Here is a 14,107-nt window from a genome sequence, read left to right as displayed (position 1 = left end):
CTATACGGTCATAATGTCCTTTTCTTTCTCGGCGAGCAGGGCATCAATTTTACCGATGTATTTATCGGTGAGCTTTTGCACTTTCTCTTGCAAGTCTTTCACTTCATCTTCAGTGAGTTCGCCGGCTTTGCCCTCTTTTTTGATGTGATCAATGGCATCACGACGGATGTTGCGAATGGCAACTTTGCCCCCTTCGGCAATTTTGGCGGCAGTTTTCACCAGTTCTTTGCGTCGCTCTGTGGTCAAGGGCGGAATATTGAGGCGGACGCTGGAGCCATCGTTGTTGGGCGTCAATCCTAAGTCAGAGAGTTGAATGGCTTTTTCAATGCTGGCCAATGTGGAGCGATCGTAGGGCTGAATCAAAATCGTGGTTGCATCGGGGGTAGAGATGTTGGCCAAGGAGCGCAAGGGGGTTTCCGTGCCGTAGTAATCCACCATCACCCGGTCTAATAACGCCGCGTTGGCGCGACCCGTGCGGATACTATTAAAGTCATGCTGGGTTGCTTCAACCGATTTTTGCATCCGCTCTTCGACATCAGCTAATTTCACAGGAGCCTCCAACCATCGTACCAATGGGTTCCCCAGTCAAGGCACGGTAGATATTACCGGCCGTTTCTAAACTAAACACAATAATGGGGATATCATTATCTTTACACAGGGCGATCGCTGTACTGTCCATCACCGCCAAGTTATGGGTGAGGGCATGGGTGTAGGTGAGACTGCGGTAGCGACGCGCATTCGGATTTTTGTGGGGATCGGCATCATAGACGCCATCGACTTTAGTGGCTTTGAAGATCACTTCGGCATCAATTTCGGCAGCTCGCAGGGCGGCTGTTGTGTCAGTGGTAAAAAAGGGATTTCCTGACCCGGCTCCAAAGATGACCACCCGGCCCTTTTCCAGATGGCGAATGGCGCGGCGGCGAATGTAGGGTTCAGCCACCTCCTGCATAGCAATGGCAGTTTGTACCCGCGTAGGGACATTCATCTGTTCGAGGGCATCCTGCAGGGTCAGGGCATTCATGACAGTGGCAATCATACCAATGTAGTCTGCGGTCGCCCGATCCATGCCAGCCGCTGCCCCTTTCATACCACGAAAGATATTGCCACCCCCCACCACAATGGCGGTTTGAACTCCCGCTTGCACCACCTGAGCAATTTCGCTGGCAAATGCCTGCACCACTTTTGGATCGATGCCGTAGTTCAGGTTGCCCATGAGGGCTTCACCGCTCAATTTGAGCAATACGCGGCGATATTTAGGACTCATTGCGAGGATTCTTGCACTCCAATACGCTCCCCATCAACGATAGCAGGTTAGACGCGCCCGGTTGGACTCGAACCAACGACCAATCGCTTAGAAGGCGAGTGCTCTATTCCGCTGAGCTACGGGCGCATTTTTGAACATTTTCCCACAAGGCATAAGCTGAAAGTAAGATCTTCATAGTAGGGATGATTGAGATGGAGCTAAATTCTCCCCCTTCACGTTTACTTTTGGTCTGCGCTGACAACCCCTTGTCACAGCGCATGGGGCAAGACCTCCAAGCCGCAGGTTATGACCCCGTGATTGCAACAACGGAAAAGGAATGTCACTTGGCCTGCGCAGAATGGCAGCCTGCCCTGATCATCATGGATCGCTATTTGGGGCGGCTCAACAGTATGGAGTTGTGCCAGCGGTTGCGCCAGCAGGGGATTAGTTTGCCAATTCTACTGATGCTGGAGAGCGATCGCCTAGAGGATCGGGTGGCGGTGCTGGAGTCGGGTGCCGATGATTACCTACTGCTGCCCTATAGTCCCAAGCCCTTTTTGCAAATGATTCAGCTTTATCTGAAGCCGCCAGTCACCCAAAGTGAGGTGTTGCGATTTGATAATTTGACTCTTGATCTCTTGACGCGGCGGGCGGAGCGCAATGGACGCACGATCGATCTAACGATGAAGGAGTATGAACTACTGAAGTTTCTCATGGAGCATCCCCGCGAAGTCCTTACCCGTGAGCAAATTTTAGAAAATGTCTGGGGCTATGACTTTTTGGGAGAATCCAACGTCATTGAAGTGTATATTCGCTATCTGCGGTTGAAGATTGAACCCGATGGCGAAAAACGATTGATTCACACAGTGCGAGGAGTGGGCTATGTTCTCCGTGAAGCCTAAGTTACGCTGGCTGGTTCTGGGATTGGTCACGTTGGGGTTACTGCTGGGCTGTCAAAGTCTGAGCCAAGGGGATCCGGCCGCACCCCCGCAAGTGGTTCGCGGCATTCCGCAATATCTACCCATTACGGCCAAGGCGCGCATTCACGATACATGGATTCAGTTGGAAGTGGCACGCACGCCGGCACAGCAGCAGTTGGGCTTGATGTTTCGTTCGGAGTTACCCCCCGATCGCGGGATGCTGTTTCCCATCTCTCCGCCTCAAGTGGCTAGCTTCTGGATGAAAAACTGTCTCATTTCCTTGGACTTGATTTTTCTTAGGGACGGTAAAGTGGTAGCGATCGCCCCCGCAGCGCCCCCCTGCGAAACCCTGCCCTGCCCCACCTACGAATCTGGGGTTCCAGTCGATGCCGTTTTAGAACTGGCAGGTGGCCGCGCCGCTGAATTGGGACTTAAGGTCAATGATTCTGTAAAGATACAGTACTTGGCGCCTTGACTGATGGACAGGGTTCCTTAACTCTTAAAGATTGTTGTTATTCCAAAGCAATTTGATTAAACTCCGTGCTGTAGCTTTGGTAATAAACTCTCTTCGTTTCCTAGCCTCGTCTACAGCCGTTGTATCTCCTTTACTTTCACTGCTTTTTTCTTCAATTAGAGTAACAATTAGACCCACGATGCCAATAGCGGTCATGGTTTTTAGGTAGGTTGGTGATTTAGAGAGCTTGTCGAGCATAGTCTAAATTTTTGCAAGAAGTTTTATGACTAATATAATTTAGCCAAAATCCTAAGTTAAGTACTAAGACTCTGTCAAGGTTTGTTTCACATTTTTTTACTTTATCTACAATTGACCTCATTCCCTCTTGTTTATTATTTAACTATATGGCAATATAAGAAAACATAATTAGCTACAGCCATTGCGAGGAACCCATGCTAGAGTCCGAGATCGAAGAGTCATCGTCCCCCCTGCCTCTGAATCTCTGGGAAATGACCGCTGTATTTCTGAAACTGGGCAGTATTGGCTTTGGCGGTGGAATTGCCATGATCGCCCTCATGGAAAATGAGTTTGTCAAGCGACGGCGGCTCTTGGCCATTGATGAATTTCTGCATGGGGTTGCCCTCAGCCAAATCCTAGGATCGTTCCCAGTCAATACGGCGCTCTTTATTGGTTATCGCCTCCATGGCTTTTGGGGCGGTCTGTTGGGTAGTCTGACCTTTCTGCTGCCGTCCGTTGTGGCGGTGATTTTACTATCTTGGCTCTATTTTGGGTTTCATACGATTCCCTCATTGCAAGGTGCCCTAGCGGGGCTAACGCCAGTGGTCATTGGCATCATCTTGGCAGCAGTCTGGTCAATGGGGCAAAAGTCTGTGCGCTCGACGGTCACGATCGCGATCGCCATTGCGGCCTGTCTCGGCAGTTTGACCCACATTAATCCCTTGCTCATCCTTGGCAGTGGTGGCATTATTGGTCTCATTCTCCAACTCAGCCCACCGACAAAAACCACAAAACTCCAAACTTCCCAAAAATCCGCCCTCGTTGGCTTACCCCTAGCGATCCAGACCCTACCCCACCAAGCTGCCCAAATGGCCACTGCCTCTTTTCAACCCGTTCAGTGGCTGACCCTAGTGCTTACCTTCCTCAAAGTGGGCATTGTTTTCTTTGGTGGTGGCTTTGTCCTGATCCCCGTGTTGAAACAACTGTTGATCGATCAGTTGCATTGGCTGACGCAGCAGGAATTTATTGATGGTGTGGCTATTAGTCAATTGACCCTAGGGCCGATCGCTGTCATTGCCACTTTTGCGGGATTCCGTGTTGCTGGTATTGGTGGTGCCTTTTTGGCAACCGTGGCCTTATTTTTGCCATCCCTATTATTGATGTTTGCTCTTGCCCACTACTATCAAGTGGTGAAGCATCTCCAACGGGTGAAGCAATTTTTGGCAGGGGTCAATCCTGCGGTGGTGGGTATGGTGTTGTCAGCAGCCATTAACCTTGCGCCTGCCATTGTCCACCTCAATCAGCCCGTCAGTCTCATTCTCAATAGCGTGCTCTTGGTCTTTTCCCTTGTGGCGATTACGCGCCTCAAATGGCACCCAGCGATCGCCCTTGCTGTGGGAGCAACAGTTGGATTATGCGGTGGCCAATGGTTAACTGGCACGGCCTAGTGAAGAAAACTCAAACTTGCTGGTACGGGGCACTTTTCGAGTTTTGTAAGGGTCTGGGGTCTCAGGTTCAAAATTTCTTTAAGGTGAATGAGAGACTGAAAGGGAGATTGAGTACGAAACTCAATAATCTCTTTGATATATTTTCGACGGCTTGTTTCACCTACTCCTGCATTTATAAGCCACTGTTGGATTTCGGCTTTGGAGCCTTGATTAAGCAAGCGTATTTTTAACTGAGGTTGGTTGCGATCTACCGAGGAGCCTGATAGTGTTGTTGTTGGTGTGGGGGGTGACACCTGTGGCAGTGGTAAGTTATCTAGTTTGGCATTGATGTTTACTAGGGCTGCCTCCATTTCTTTTAGGGACTGAAAAATAGCTTGATTTTGCTCTAGAAGCTGCTGAAGGAGTGTCTTGGTAAGATTTCCGTTGGAGTTGCTCGCTGGTGAGTCAAAAGCTAAAGGCTCTGTAGTTTGTTCTTGGTTTTGTGCTTCTGTTACTTCAGAAATTGTGGAGTTAGACTGAATTTGACTGAGAATTGCAGTTTCTATTTCTGGCGTATCATTTTCTTCAATAATCAGGGCATTGATTTCTTTAAGATTGGCTTTTTGGGCAGCATAATACTGCTGATGACCTGACAAGAGTTTGAAGCGATGACAGGCTAAGCGATCGCCCAAACGCCGCACCACTAGCGGTGGAAAACAGATACCTGCTTTGAGAATTGAACTAGCCAGTTCCTCTATCCTTCCCTGATCTGCGGGCACAAGGTCAGGGCTCAGTTCAATCGCTGTCAATTGAATACGTTTGCTATTGACCATTGCATTTTAGGGTTGACTAGGACTGAGTGATCCAATTGAGTTCATCTACCAAATCATTGAATTCACGGGCAGAATTTGAATTGGGCTTAAAGCGAAAAATAGATTGGGGGGCTGGTATTTCACTATCGCCACTGGCAGTCACGCGATTGAGGCTATTGGATAAGTCAACAGATTCGGTGATAATTGTCTCTAGAATTTTCAGAGGATACTTATTCGTAATTGCTTTTTGAACAGCAATAAACTTACTTGAATTCTTAGTTCGGCCATGAATTTTTGAGGGCAAAATTCCCACAATATCTAAGGGTTTTTTACCCAACTTGACCCGCAAGTCTGCAAATCGTCGATTAATATCTTTCACAAACGACATGACGTACTTTAGGCCTTGATTGGCAAAGGGCTTAAAATCTGAGGGAATAATGAGATAATCTGAGGCAATCAGGGCAATTTCGGCGTAGAGATCCCAAGCTGGCGGTGCATCTATGATGACAATATCGTAGGCATCCTTGAGTGCTTCTAACTTCATAAGCAGTTGTAGATGAATGGCATCAATCTCCTTCAGGAGATCACGGGTTTCAATGCTCACTAAATCAATATGGGCAGGGACAACATCAATCTCTGGGTGATTAAAAGACTGGGATTTCCTAACCACTTTTTCAATGGGATACTCATCGGCATATCTGAGCACATGGAAGATATGAGCATCCCGCAGTGTATCCTCCTCTTCAAACAGAAAACTCATTAAGCCAGTGGCAAAGGTCGTATTGGCTTGAGAGTCCATGTCAATAACCAAAACCCGCTTTTCCCGACAACGAAAGGCAGCTGCTAAGTTGACAGCAACAGTAGTTTTCCCTACACCACCCTTGTTGTGATAAATGGTAATAACTTTCACGCTTCTTTCCTGTCGAGTCGGTTGTCGAGTCGGTTACTGAAGGCTGAGGAGGCGGTGACGGTGTCGCGATCGCCTGCACCTGCGAGGTTGGCAGGGCTAAAGGTCAACTCACCATTGACCAAATCTACCAAAATCGTATCGCCGGGTGCAAAGACCTCTTCAAGGATCTTCACGGCGAGGGGGTTCTCCAATTCCCGTTGAATGGCGCGTTTCAGAGGACGTGCCCCATAGACTGGATCAAAGCCCACCGCCACCAAATGATCTAGCGCTGCCGGGGTGAGGCGCAGGCGAATTTTTTGATCCGCAAGGAGTTTCTCCACCCGTCGCAGTTGAATTTGAGCAATCTGTGCCAGTTCAGCCCGCCCTAGGCCATGGAAGAGGATCAAGTCATCAATGCGGTTGAGAAATTCGGGGCGAAAATACTTTTGCGCACTTTGGAGTACCCGTTGGCGCATTTCCTCATAGCGACTGTCATCCCCGGCCAAATCTAAAATATGCTCGCTGCCCAAGTTGCTGGTCATAATGATCACGGTATTGCGGAAGTCCACCGTTCGCCCCTGGGAATCAGTGACGCGGCCATCATCGAGCACCTGCAAGAGCACGTTGAACACTTCCGGATGGGCTTTTTCCACCTCGTCAAACAGAACCACGGCATAGGGACGACGGCGAATCGCTTCCGTCAGTTGACCGCCACTGTCAAAGCCGACATACCCCGGTGGTGCGCCAATCATGCGGGAGACAGCGTGTTTTTCCATGTACTCCGACATATCAATGCGCACAAGGGCATTTTCATCATCAAAGAGGGCTTCGGCAAGAGCACGGGCCAGTTCTGTTTTGCCCACCCCCGTGGGACCCATAAAGAGAAAGGAACCAATGGGACGGGCAGGGTCTTTCATGCCGGCTCGCGCTCGGCGAATCGCTGCGGCCACGGCGGCCACGGCATCGGTTTGACCAATCACCCGCTGATGGAGGACTTGTTCCAGTTGCAGGAGTTTTTGCCGTTCTGAGGCCATTAATTTTTGCAGCGGAATTCCCGTCCACTTGGCAACAATTTCAGCAATGTCGGCTTCGGTGACTTGATCGCGCAAAAAGGTGCCACCTTCGGCCTGAAGTTCCAAAAGTTGTGCTTCGGTGCTTTCCAATTCCCGTTGCAGCGTCTCGAGGCGACCATATTTAAGTTGAGCAGCTTTGTTGAGGTTGTAGTCCCGCTCCGCTTGCTCGATTTGCAGCTTTACCTGATCTTCCTCTTCTTTGAGGCTGTTGATGCGCTCTAGGAGGTCTTTTTCGGCTTGCCAGCGGGCTTGCATGGCCTGTTGTCGCGGTTGCAGTTGGGCAATTTCCTCTTCAATGCGCTGCAGGCGATCGCGGGTGGCTTGCAGTGGCACTTGGCTCAGGGGCAGACTTTCTTCCTGCTTGAGGGAGAGTTTTTCCATCTCCAGTTGCCGCAGGCGTCGCTCAAGGGCTTCCAGTTCAGCGGGCTTGGTGGTGATTTCCATTTTCAGTTTGGCCGCCGCTTCATCCACGAGATCAATGGCCTTGTCGGGCAAAAAGCGATCGCTAATATACCGATCCGAAAGCATCGCCGCTGCCACCAATGCCGAGTCAGTAATTTTGACGTTGTGGTGAATTTCGTAGCGATCCTTGAGACCCCGCAAAATTGAGATTGTATCCTCAACGCTGGGTTGGCCAATATACACCTGCTGGAAGCGACGCTCGAGGGCAGCATCCTTCTCAATATGCTTGCGGTACTCGTCTAGGGTGGTGGCACCAATACAGCGCAGTTCGCCCCGCGCCAACATCGGCTTCAGGAGGTTGCTGGCATCCATCGAGGCGTTTTGATTGGCACCGGCACCAACCACGGTGTGCAATTCATCAATAAAGAGAACAATTTGACCGTCGGAATGGGTCACTTCGTGGAGAACCGCCTTGAGGCGATCTTCAAAGTCACCGCGAAACTTGGCACCCGCCACCAGACTCCCCAGATCAAGGGAAATCAACCGCCGATTTTTCAGGGATTCGGGTACATCGCCATTGATAATCCGCTGGGCAAGACCTTCGGCAATCGCCGTTTTCCCAACTCCAGGTTCGCCGATGAGCACGGGATTATTCTTAGTGCGGCGCGAGAGCACTTGAATGACGCGGCGGATTTCCTCATCGCGGCCAATGACCGGATCTAGTTTACCTTGGCGGGCTGCTTCGGTGAGATCGCGACCGTACTTTTCAAGGGCAGCGTATTTATTTTCGGGGTTTTGGTCTAAGACTTTTTGGGCGCCGCGAATGGCTTTGACGGTGGCCGCCAACTGCTCGCGATCGCAATTCAAAGCGCGGAACAGACGTTGACCAATACGGCGATCGCCCACAAATGCGAGGACAAGATGCTCAATCGAAATAAACTGATCCTCTTGCTCTTGGCGCAGACGATTGGCTTCATCAAGGAGAGCATCCAAGCTGCGGCCACAGTAGAGTTCGCTTCCCGTTGGCACGCGGGGTTGCTGTTTGGCAAAGTCCATCAGCCGCTTGAGAACCCATTCAGTGTCAATATCAGCCCGTTCAAAGATCAGTTGCCCCAGTCCTTCTTCGCGCAGGAGGGCAATCATCAAGTGCTCTGTTTCCAGATATTGGCTGCGATATTCCCGTGCCACATCTTGGGACTTAACAATGGCTTCCCATGCTTTATCAGTAAACTTTGTTGGATCCGTTGGTTGCATAGTGATAATTGAGGGCAAAACCCCACCGACCGTGAATGCATTATGCCATCATCTTCAGTGTAATCAACAGGCCAGCGCCACACCCGCAGGACGATTTATAGAGGTGGCAGATAGAGAAACCGCCGCAGGAGATTAGCGAGTTTTTTCTTGCTGTCATAGCCGCTACTGTAGTACTGCCGCAGGGGAACTGTCTCGCCAGAAGTGAGGTGCACCACGACGCGATAGAAGCGATCGCCATCAGAATCCACGGAGCTTTCAATCGCAATGTCCCTGATCGCGCGCAAGTGCAATTCCTTCTGAGTGCGGCGGAAAAAATTTGCATGGAGAATCGTCAAGGTGCCACTGCCCCGATCCAAATCCAGTGTTAAGACGGATGCGAAAGAAATGAAACTCATCCCTACCAGAAAGAACACCCCCGCAATGATCCCAATGAGCCAGCGATCGTCCACACGCGCTGAAAGTTCGGTTTGATTGGGATTGGCTAAGAACTGATTAATTTGCTGCACCATGGCGGCGCGATCGCCCGGCTCCGAGGAGGCAACGCCTAATATGGTTGAGTTGCCCGCTATTTCAAGAACAACGCGGTACATGCGATCGCCTTCGCTGTCAATGTAGTCCTCCAACTTTGCCTGTCGCAGTAGAGGAAGCGGAATTTTCACCCGCTCTTGGCTCACGAAGGAGGTTGTGGTGGCAATACATTCATAGGGTAGGGTTTGGCGTTGGCAGTGAATTTCTGTAACAGGAAAGAAGCTGAGCATCAACGTAGGTACAAGAGCAAACACCCCACCCATAAACCAACTCAGCAAAGGGCGCTCCCGCAAGCGCAAGCGATAGTCCGTTTGCTCCAAGATTTTCATCGCTGATCGTTATCCTTGAGCACGCAAAAATGCTGCGACACTGGCTGCCAACTGCTGAAAATTGGGTTCGATGCGTTGGCCGAGATACTCCTCCACAGCGCGAGCAATCATGCCAGCTAGGAAGGAGGGTACCCCCGGAATGCGTTTTGGATCAATGCGTAGATGACCTCGGCTAGTGATAATTGTTGAGTCACCCACAGCAATGAATTGATTTTCCCCTTGGCAGTCAATGGCCTCGGTAAAGGCATGGGGTGCAATGCGCCAGCGGGTGAGATAGTGGCGATCGTCCCAATGGGTGTAGTCCGTCCACGAGAGCATTGCCTCACTCAGCAGTGCCCGAGCCGCTGCCGGAATTTCGCCACCCCCATGCCAGACCAGAACCATCTCTAAGATCTCAGGCTGTTCCCTGCGCTCTTGCACCTCAATTTTACGCACATTGGGCATCCAGTTGACTAACTCAGGCAGGCGATCGCGATAGGTACGATAGACGTGCTCGCGGGGAAAGGGCAGCTCTACTTGGGAGGCAATTTCCATCACCCTATCCCCACTGTGGATACTGCCGCGCAATCACAACCACATAGTCCCCCCCTTGCAGCTCATAGTCCATTGGTGGGTTAACCTCCGTCTGGCGACGCCCCTCAATGCGACGTTCCACAGCGACTAAGAGGGCATCGTACTGCTCCTTGAGGTGTCGTTGCGCATACCAAAAGGTTTTGCCTGCCAGCGTTGACGGCAAAGGCAGCCGATAAAATTGATTGCCCACCTGTACCGTTAGGAGTTCGGCAAAGACATCCATCGCCCCTTGATTGCGCACCGCATTGCCAATGAGATGACCCGCCATTTCATCAGCCACCACCACATCTTCCACCCCTGCCGCCTGAAGTTGCACATTATTATTGCGATCCAAAAGCTGGGCACAGGTGTAAATCGTTGGATTGAGTTTTTCCATGGTCAGTGCAGCGAGAACCGTTCGGGCATCGCGGTCTTGATCACTGCGGGGCTGGCTGGTATCCGCCAAGAGAATGGCACGGGAGGCGTGGTAAATCTGCACCTTCTCTAAAACGTCAATGCGGGTATAGTCTCCCGAATAAAAGTAGAGGCGATTTTGATCTACTCTCCGCAACTCACTCAAGGGCAACTGTTCCAGTTCAGCAACAATGACAATCGGTGCATGGCGGGTTTGGGGATCGGTTTGCAACTCCTGCAACACTAGGGGGGCACTGCGATTCCAGCCACAGAGAATAATGTGGTTGCGCAACTCATCCAAGTCAAAGTTCTTAATGCTCATGACTGATTGCAACCGCTGCACCATAAAGGCAGACACCACCCCTGTAAACACTGCAAACAAGGTCAGCCCCGACAAAACCACCACTAGGGTAATGATCCGCCCGGCATGGGTTTTGGGATAGGCACCAATGGGTTCGGCGGACACTAAGGAAAAGAAGCTGTACCACAGGGCATCCCCAAGGGTCTCGATGTCTGGGTTTGAGGTTCCTTCGATAATATAAAAAGCCAGTCCCCCAAAGAGCATGATCAACACAATGATTAACAGTGCTGAAATTTGGGCACCGTAGAGACCAGAAATCTGGGGAGAAATGTAGTGTAGGTTGCGGTTTATCAGAATCGAGGCACGGGGTAGGCGCAAAAGGGGCAGCAGACGAAACAGGGGCCACTGGGGCGGCATCGGTAAAATTGCGACTAGATCAAGCCAGTAGTGGCGGAAAAATCGTTGCTTTTTGCGGGCGATCGCAAAGCGTAGGAATAACTCAACAACAAAGCACAGCCGTAGGGGCAAATCCGCCAGCATCAGAAAAAAATTAGGGTGGCCGGGCTGTACCCAGAAAAGATCGACCACCACTAAAAGTACCCATATGAGGATCAAAACCAACAGGCTGATTTCTACCTGTGGTGCGTGCAGAAATAGATCAAGCTGTTGTCTTAGCCGGCTTTGTCCCATGAGTGCCGCTAGAAGAGAACATCAAATTGCCGCAATTTGCCGCGATCGCCGGCTAACCATCAGATTTAGGTGGGAATCAATTCTCCCGGACGCAGTTTTGCCCACCGTCCCTGTTCTTCGACGAAACTGGCACAACCAACCACATCCCACTCCAATAGAATCTCTTCCCCTTGGGTACGGATGTTGATATTGATCGTCGGCTCAATTGGGTCAAAGTCTGGCGTGAGGGTCAGATGGGGCTGTTGGTGCTGCTCCTCAACGGCATAGTATGTGGTACAGCGATCCACAAGGGCGCAGTTAACACAGATACACATGGAACTCTCCCAATGCCACATGCTCCTACTCTAGCGCATCCCTTAGGGGCGCCAAGGGAACTGCTGAAAGTTGGGGGGACGTTTTTCCAAAAAGGCGTTTTTGCCCTCGGCACTCTCTTCAGTGAGGTAGTACAGCAAGGTTGCATTGCCGGCTAATTCCTGTAGGCCGGCTTGACCATCACAATCGGCATTAAAGGCCGCCTTCAAGCAGCGAATGGCCAAGGGACTTTTGGTGAGAATCTCTTGCGCCCAGCGGATCCCCTCAGCCTCCAGTTCCTCAACGGGGACAACAGCATTGACTAGACCCATCGCTAAGGCTTCCTGAGCTGTATATTGTCGACAGAGAAACCAAATTTCACGGGCTTTTTTCTGGCCGACAATGCGGGCAAGATAACTCGCACCAAACCCCGCATCAAAACTACCCACCCGTGGCCCCGTTTGACCAAAAATGGCATTCTCAGCAGCAATGGTGAGGTCACAGACCAAGTGCAGCACATGGCCACCGCCAATGGCATAGCCGGCCACAAGGGCAATCACCACCTTTGGCAGGGAGCGAATTTGCCGTTGCAGATCCAGCACATTCAGCCGTGCTACCCCCTGATCATCCAGATAGCCTGCCTCACCCCGAATACGTTGGTCACCACCCGCACAAAAGGCATACTTACCATCGGTGTGGGGGCCTGCCCCGGTGAGCAAGACAACGCCAATCGTGGGATCGTTGCGGGCATCCTCAAAGGCCTGACTCATTTCCACAATAGTTTGGGGACGAAAGGCATTGCGCTTGTGGGGACGGTTAATCGTAATTTTGGCAATGCCCGTCGTTTTGTGGTAGAGGATGTCAGTGTAGTGGTGAACCTGCTGCCAGTGGACGCTGTCCATAGAGTGTGATGGGTAAGATGGATTCTCATTGTAACCTGAGGGGTTCTCGGGTTTAGAGGGGAGCAAAATCGCAAAAAAAATTAACATCCACCACCTAGGGGAGGCTAGGAGAGCTATGTTAGGCTGTTGCTGACAATAGTTTGTGCTTCTTTGCTATGAGCGACCTCCTCAACACCTGCCCCAATTTGCAAGCGGATTGTGATCGCCTCCTTGACCTATTGAATGCGGAACCCAAGCTGCGCTCCTTTGATATTACGCCAGTTCAAACTTCCCTGCGCAAGGCGGTTTCGCCGACATTTGAGATTGTTTTTGCAGGGCCTTTTAGTGCTGGCAAATCAATGCTGATCAATGCACTATTGGAGCGCGAACTCCTCTACAGTTGGATCTTAGCCAAGAACTGAAAATCGCCGGGGATGAGTTTTATCGGCATATTGATCAGTTTCTCAATCGTATCAAGGGCGGCCAGTCTCCAGAGGCAGAGCAGGACTATAAACGGCTGAAAAACAACCTTGTCACTTCCCTCGAGCAACTCCTGCGCCAGTTCTCCGTGGCTACTATTTATCAACAGGCCCTTGATAGTCATCCCACCAACTCCGTTGTTCCCGTTATGGGGATTTTGGCGGAGGCCTTCTATTACTTGGCCAATGGTCTCAAGAAAACCCTCGTCGAGTCTTCCCAAGAGGTGATCAAAAATCTCTTTAAGCAGTTGAGGCGGGAGATTTACCAGCAGCCCTACTATCGCGAACTCTTTCGCCTACTGGGGAATGACAGCGGCATTGATCAAATGTTGGCCAAGCTGGAGGAGGAGGTACTGACTAGTATTACGACGGTGGCACGCATTGAGTGCGATCGCTATGTGCGGGAGCGCGAGGATTTCTATCATGATACCCAAGGGGTGATGAAACTGCGGGAGGTGCTGCGCAAAGCCTGCAATACCTTTGATGCTTCGAGTATGTTTGAGGCGGAAACCGAACTGCGGGAACTCCTGAAAATGGACTTTGTTCACAAGATCAAGAAAACCATTGAAGTGACCTATCGAGCCGCGATCGCCACCGCGATTACAGAGCCTCTCCTCACTGCCGCCAAGCAACATAGCCAAGAGATTCTCCAGCAACAGCAACAGGCACGGGAGCATCTCGGCAAAACCCTAGAAAAAGAAGCGGCTGAAAGCATTGAGCACAATGCCGCCAAACTGAAGGAACTAGAGGCCAAGATTGCCATGTACAACGAGGCGGTGACAGGCATTAACCGCTGCCTCGAACAACAGGGGCGCGATCGCCAGAAACTTCCCCTGATTCTTTGAGTATTGATGCAGGATTCGTCTTAACCTGCGTTGCCTACCCCCGCAGTGATTGTGTTATCTTGACTCATCAAGAAGAAGAGCTGGCG

At 50.9% G+C, this 14,107-nt stretch carries 15 protein-coding genes and 1 tRNA gene; 5 read left to right on the top strand and 11 right to left on the bottom strand.

The genetic code is table 11. The features are described from left to right. The 3 genes from frr to RHJ02_RS10550 form a co-directional block, all read right to left on the bottom strand. Window positions 1-549, bottom strand: coding sequence for a ribosome recycling factor (frr, locus tag RHJ02_RS10560; RefSeq protein ID WP_149819259.1), 549 nt, complete (start codon window positions 547-549; stop codon window positions 1-3). Beyond that, a complete protein-coding gene (pyrH, locus tag RHJ02_RS10555; protein WP_206200124.1) occupies window positions 536-1,264 on the bottom strand; it encodes a UMP kinase in 729 nt (242 codons plus the stop codon). Before pyrH ends, frr begins: the two co-directional genes overlap by 14 nt. Window positions 1,265-1,316: 52 nt before the next feature. Next, a tRNA-Arg gene (locus RHJ02_RS10550) sits at window positions 1,317-1,390 on the bottom strand. A 65-nt stretch (window positions 1,391-1,455) separates the two neighbouring features. On the opposite strand from RHJ02_RS10550, the gene nblR reads away from it, so the two are divergent. The 3 genes from nblR to chrA all read left to right on the top strand — a co-directional run bounded on the left by nblR (window position 1,456) and on the right by chrA (window position 4,302). Then, entirely contained in the window at window positions 1,456-2,145 is a 690-nt protein-coding gene (gene nblR / locus RHJ02_RS10545; protein ID WP_149819255.1) for a response regulator transcription factor NblR, read from the top strand. Next, on the top strand, window positions 2,126-2,638 hold the full coding sequence (locus tag RHJ02_RS10540; RefSeq protein ID WP_310743019.1) for a DUF192 domain-containing protein: 513 nt from the start codon (window positions 2,126-2,128) through the stop codon (window positions 2,636-2,638). Before nblR ends, RHJ02_RS10540 begins: the two co-directional genes overlap by 20 nt. A 431-nt stretch (window positions 2,639-3,069) precedes the next feature. Beyond that, window positions 3,070-4,302 carry a chromate efflux transporter gene (gene chrA, locus RHJ02_RS10535; protein ID WP_310800197.1) on the top strand — a complete coding sequence of 411 codons (1,233 nt, stop codon included), beginning with the start codon at window positions 3,070-3,072 and terminating at the stop codon, window positions 4,300-4,302. On the opposite strand, the gene RHJ02_RS10530 is transcribed toward chrA, so the two are convergent. From RHJ02_RS10530 to menB, 8 genes are all read right to left on the bottom strand, one after another. Next, a complete protein-coding gene (locus RHJ02_RS10530) occupies window positions 4,299-5,090 on the bottom strand; it encodes a ParB N-terminal domain-containing protein (RefSeq protein ID WP_310822117.1) in 792 nt (263 codons plus the stop codon). The two genes, chrA and RHJ02_RS10530, sit on opposite strands and share 4 nt — an antisense overlap. A gap of 40 nt (window positions 5,091-5,130) precedes the next feature. Then, window positions 5,131-6,003, bottom strand: coding sequence for a ParA family protein (locus RHJ02_RS10525; protein WP_302678258.1), 873 nt, complete (start codon window positions 6,001-6,003; stop codon window positions 5,131-5,133). Further along, complete coding sequence (gene clpB / locus RHJ02_RS10520; RefSeq protein ID WP_302678257.1) at window positions 6,000-8,711, bottom strand: ATP-dependent chaperone ClpB; 2,712 nt, start codon at window positions 8,709-8,711, stop codon at window positions 6,000-6,002. The genes RHJ02_RS10525 and clpB overlap by 4 nt, the downstream gene beginning before the upstream one ends. Window positions 8,712-8,806: 95 nt before the next feature. Then, complete coding sequence (locus RHJ02_RS10515) at window positions 8,807-9,568, bottom strand: hypothetical protein (protein ID WP_206200118.1); 762 nt, start codon at window positions 9,566-9,568, stop codon at window positions 8,807-8,809. A gap of 9 nt (window positions 9,569-9,577) precedes the next feature. Further along, window positions 9,578-10,102 carry an SRPBCC family protein gene (locus RHJ02_RS10510; RefSeq protein WP_206200117.1) on the bottom strand — a complete coding sequence of 175 codons (525 nt, stop codon included), beginning with the start codon at window positions 10,100-10,102 and terminating at the stop codon, window positions 9,578-9,580. A 4-nt stretch (window positions 10,103-10,106) separates the two neighbouring features. After that, a complete protein-coding gene (locus RHJ02_RS10505; protein WP_255521454.1) occupies window positions 10,107-11,426 on the bottom strand; it encodes a TrkA-related ion transporter in 1,320 nt (439 codons plus the stop codon). A gap of 164 nt (window positions 11,427-11,590) precedes the next feature. After that, window positions 11,591-11,839, bottom strand: a complete 249-nt coding sequence (locus tag RHJ02_RS10500; protein ID WP_149819240.1) for a Ycf34 family protein — start codon at window positions 11,837-11,839, stop codon at window positions 11,591-11,593. 42 nt (window positions 11,840-11,881) lie between these two features. Continuing rightward, on the bottom strand, window positions 11,882-12,718 hold the full coding sequence (gene menB / locus RHJ02_RS10495) for a 1,4-dihydroxy-2-naphthoyl-CoA synthase (protein ID WP_206200116.1): 837 nt from the start codon (window positions 12,716-12,718) through the stop codon (window positions 11,882-11,884). Between the two features lie 155 nt (window positions 12,719-12,873). Between menB and RHJ02_RS10490 the strand changes: the two genes are divergently transcribed. Further along, window positions 12,874-13,119 (top strand): hypothetical protein, encoded by a 246-nt coding sequence (locus RHJ02_RS10490; protein WP_206200115.1) that lies wholly within the window; start codon window positions 12,874-12,876, stop codon window positions 13,117-13,119. After that, the gene (locus RHJ02_RS10485) at window positions 13,098-14,021 is read left to right on the top strand and encodes a hypothetical protein (protein WP_206200114.1); all 924 of its coding nucleotides are present in this window, start codon (window positions 13,098-13,100) and stop codon (window positions 14,019-14,021) included. The genes RHJ02_RS10490 and RHJ02_RS10485 overlap by 22 nt, the downstream gene beginning before the upstream one ends. The last annotated feature ends 86 nt before the right edge of the window (window positions 14,022-14,107 follow it).

This window comes from Thermosynechococcus sp. TG215 (assembly GCF_031583455.1).
GTDB lineage: Bacteria > Cyanobacteriota > Cyanobacteriia > Thermosynechococcales > Thermosynechococcaceae > Thermosynechococcus.
The sequence above is the reverse complement of the archived record's forward strand: the minus strand, read 5'-3'. Positions and strand labels throughout refer to the sequence as shown.

Coding starts and splice junctions, on each gene's coding strand:
- pyrH (WP_206200124.1), bottom strand. CDS start 1,264: ATGAGTCCTAAATATCGCCGCGTATTGCTCAAATTGAGCGGTGAAGCC.
- nblR (WP_149819255.1), top strand. CDS start 1,456: ATGGAGCTAAATTCTCCCCCTTCACGTTTACTTTTGGTCTGCGCTGAC.
- RHJ02_RS10540 (WP_310743019.1), top strand. CDS start 2,126: ATGTTCTCCGTGAAGCCTAAGTTACGCTGGCTGGTTCTGGGATTGGTC.
- chrA (WP_310800197.1), top strand. CDS start 3,070: ATGCTAGAGTCCGAGATCGAAGAGTCATCGTCCCCCCTGCCTCTGAAT.
- clpB (WP_302678257.1), bottom strand. CDS start 8,711: ATGCAACCAACGGATCCAACAAAGTTTACTGATAAAGCATGGGAAGCC.
- RHJ02_RS10515 (WP_206200118.1), bottom strand. CDS start 9,568: ATGAAAATCTTGGAGCAAACGGACTATCGCTTGCGCTTGCGGGAGCGC.
- RHJ02_RS10510 (WP_206200117.1), bottom strand. CDS start 10,102: ATGGAAATTGCCTCCCAAGTAGAGCTGCCCTTTCCCCGCGAGCACGTC.
- RHJ02_RS10500 (WP_149819240.1), bottom strand. CDS start 11,839: ATGTGTATCTGTGTTAACTGCGCCCTTGTGGATCGCTGTACCACATAC.
- menB (WP_206200116.1), bottom strand. CDS start 12,718: ATGGACAGCGTCCACTGGCAGCAGGTTCACCACTACACTGACATCCTC.
- RHJ02_RS10490 (WP_206200115.1), top strand. CDS start 12,874: ATGAGCGACCTCCTCAACACCTGCCCCAATTTGCAAGCGGATTGTGAT.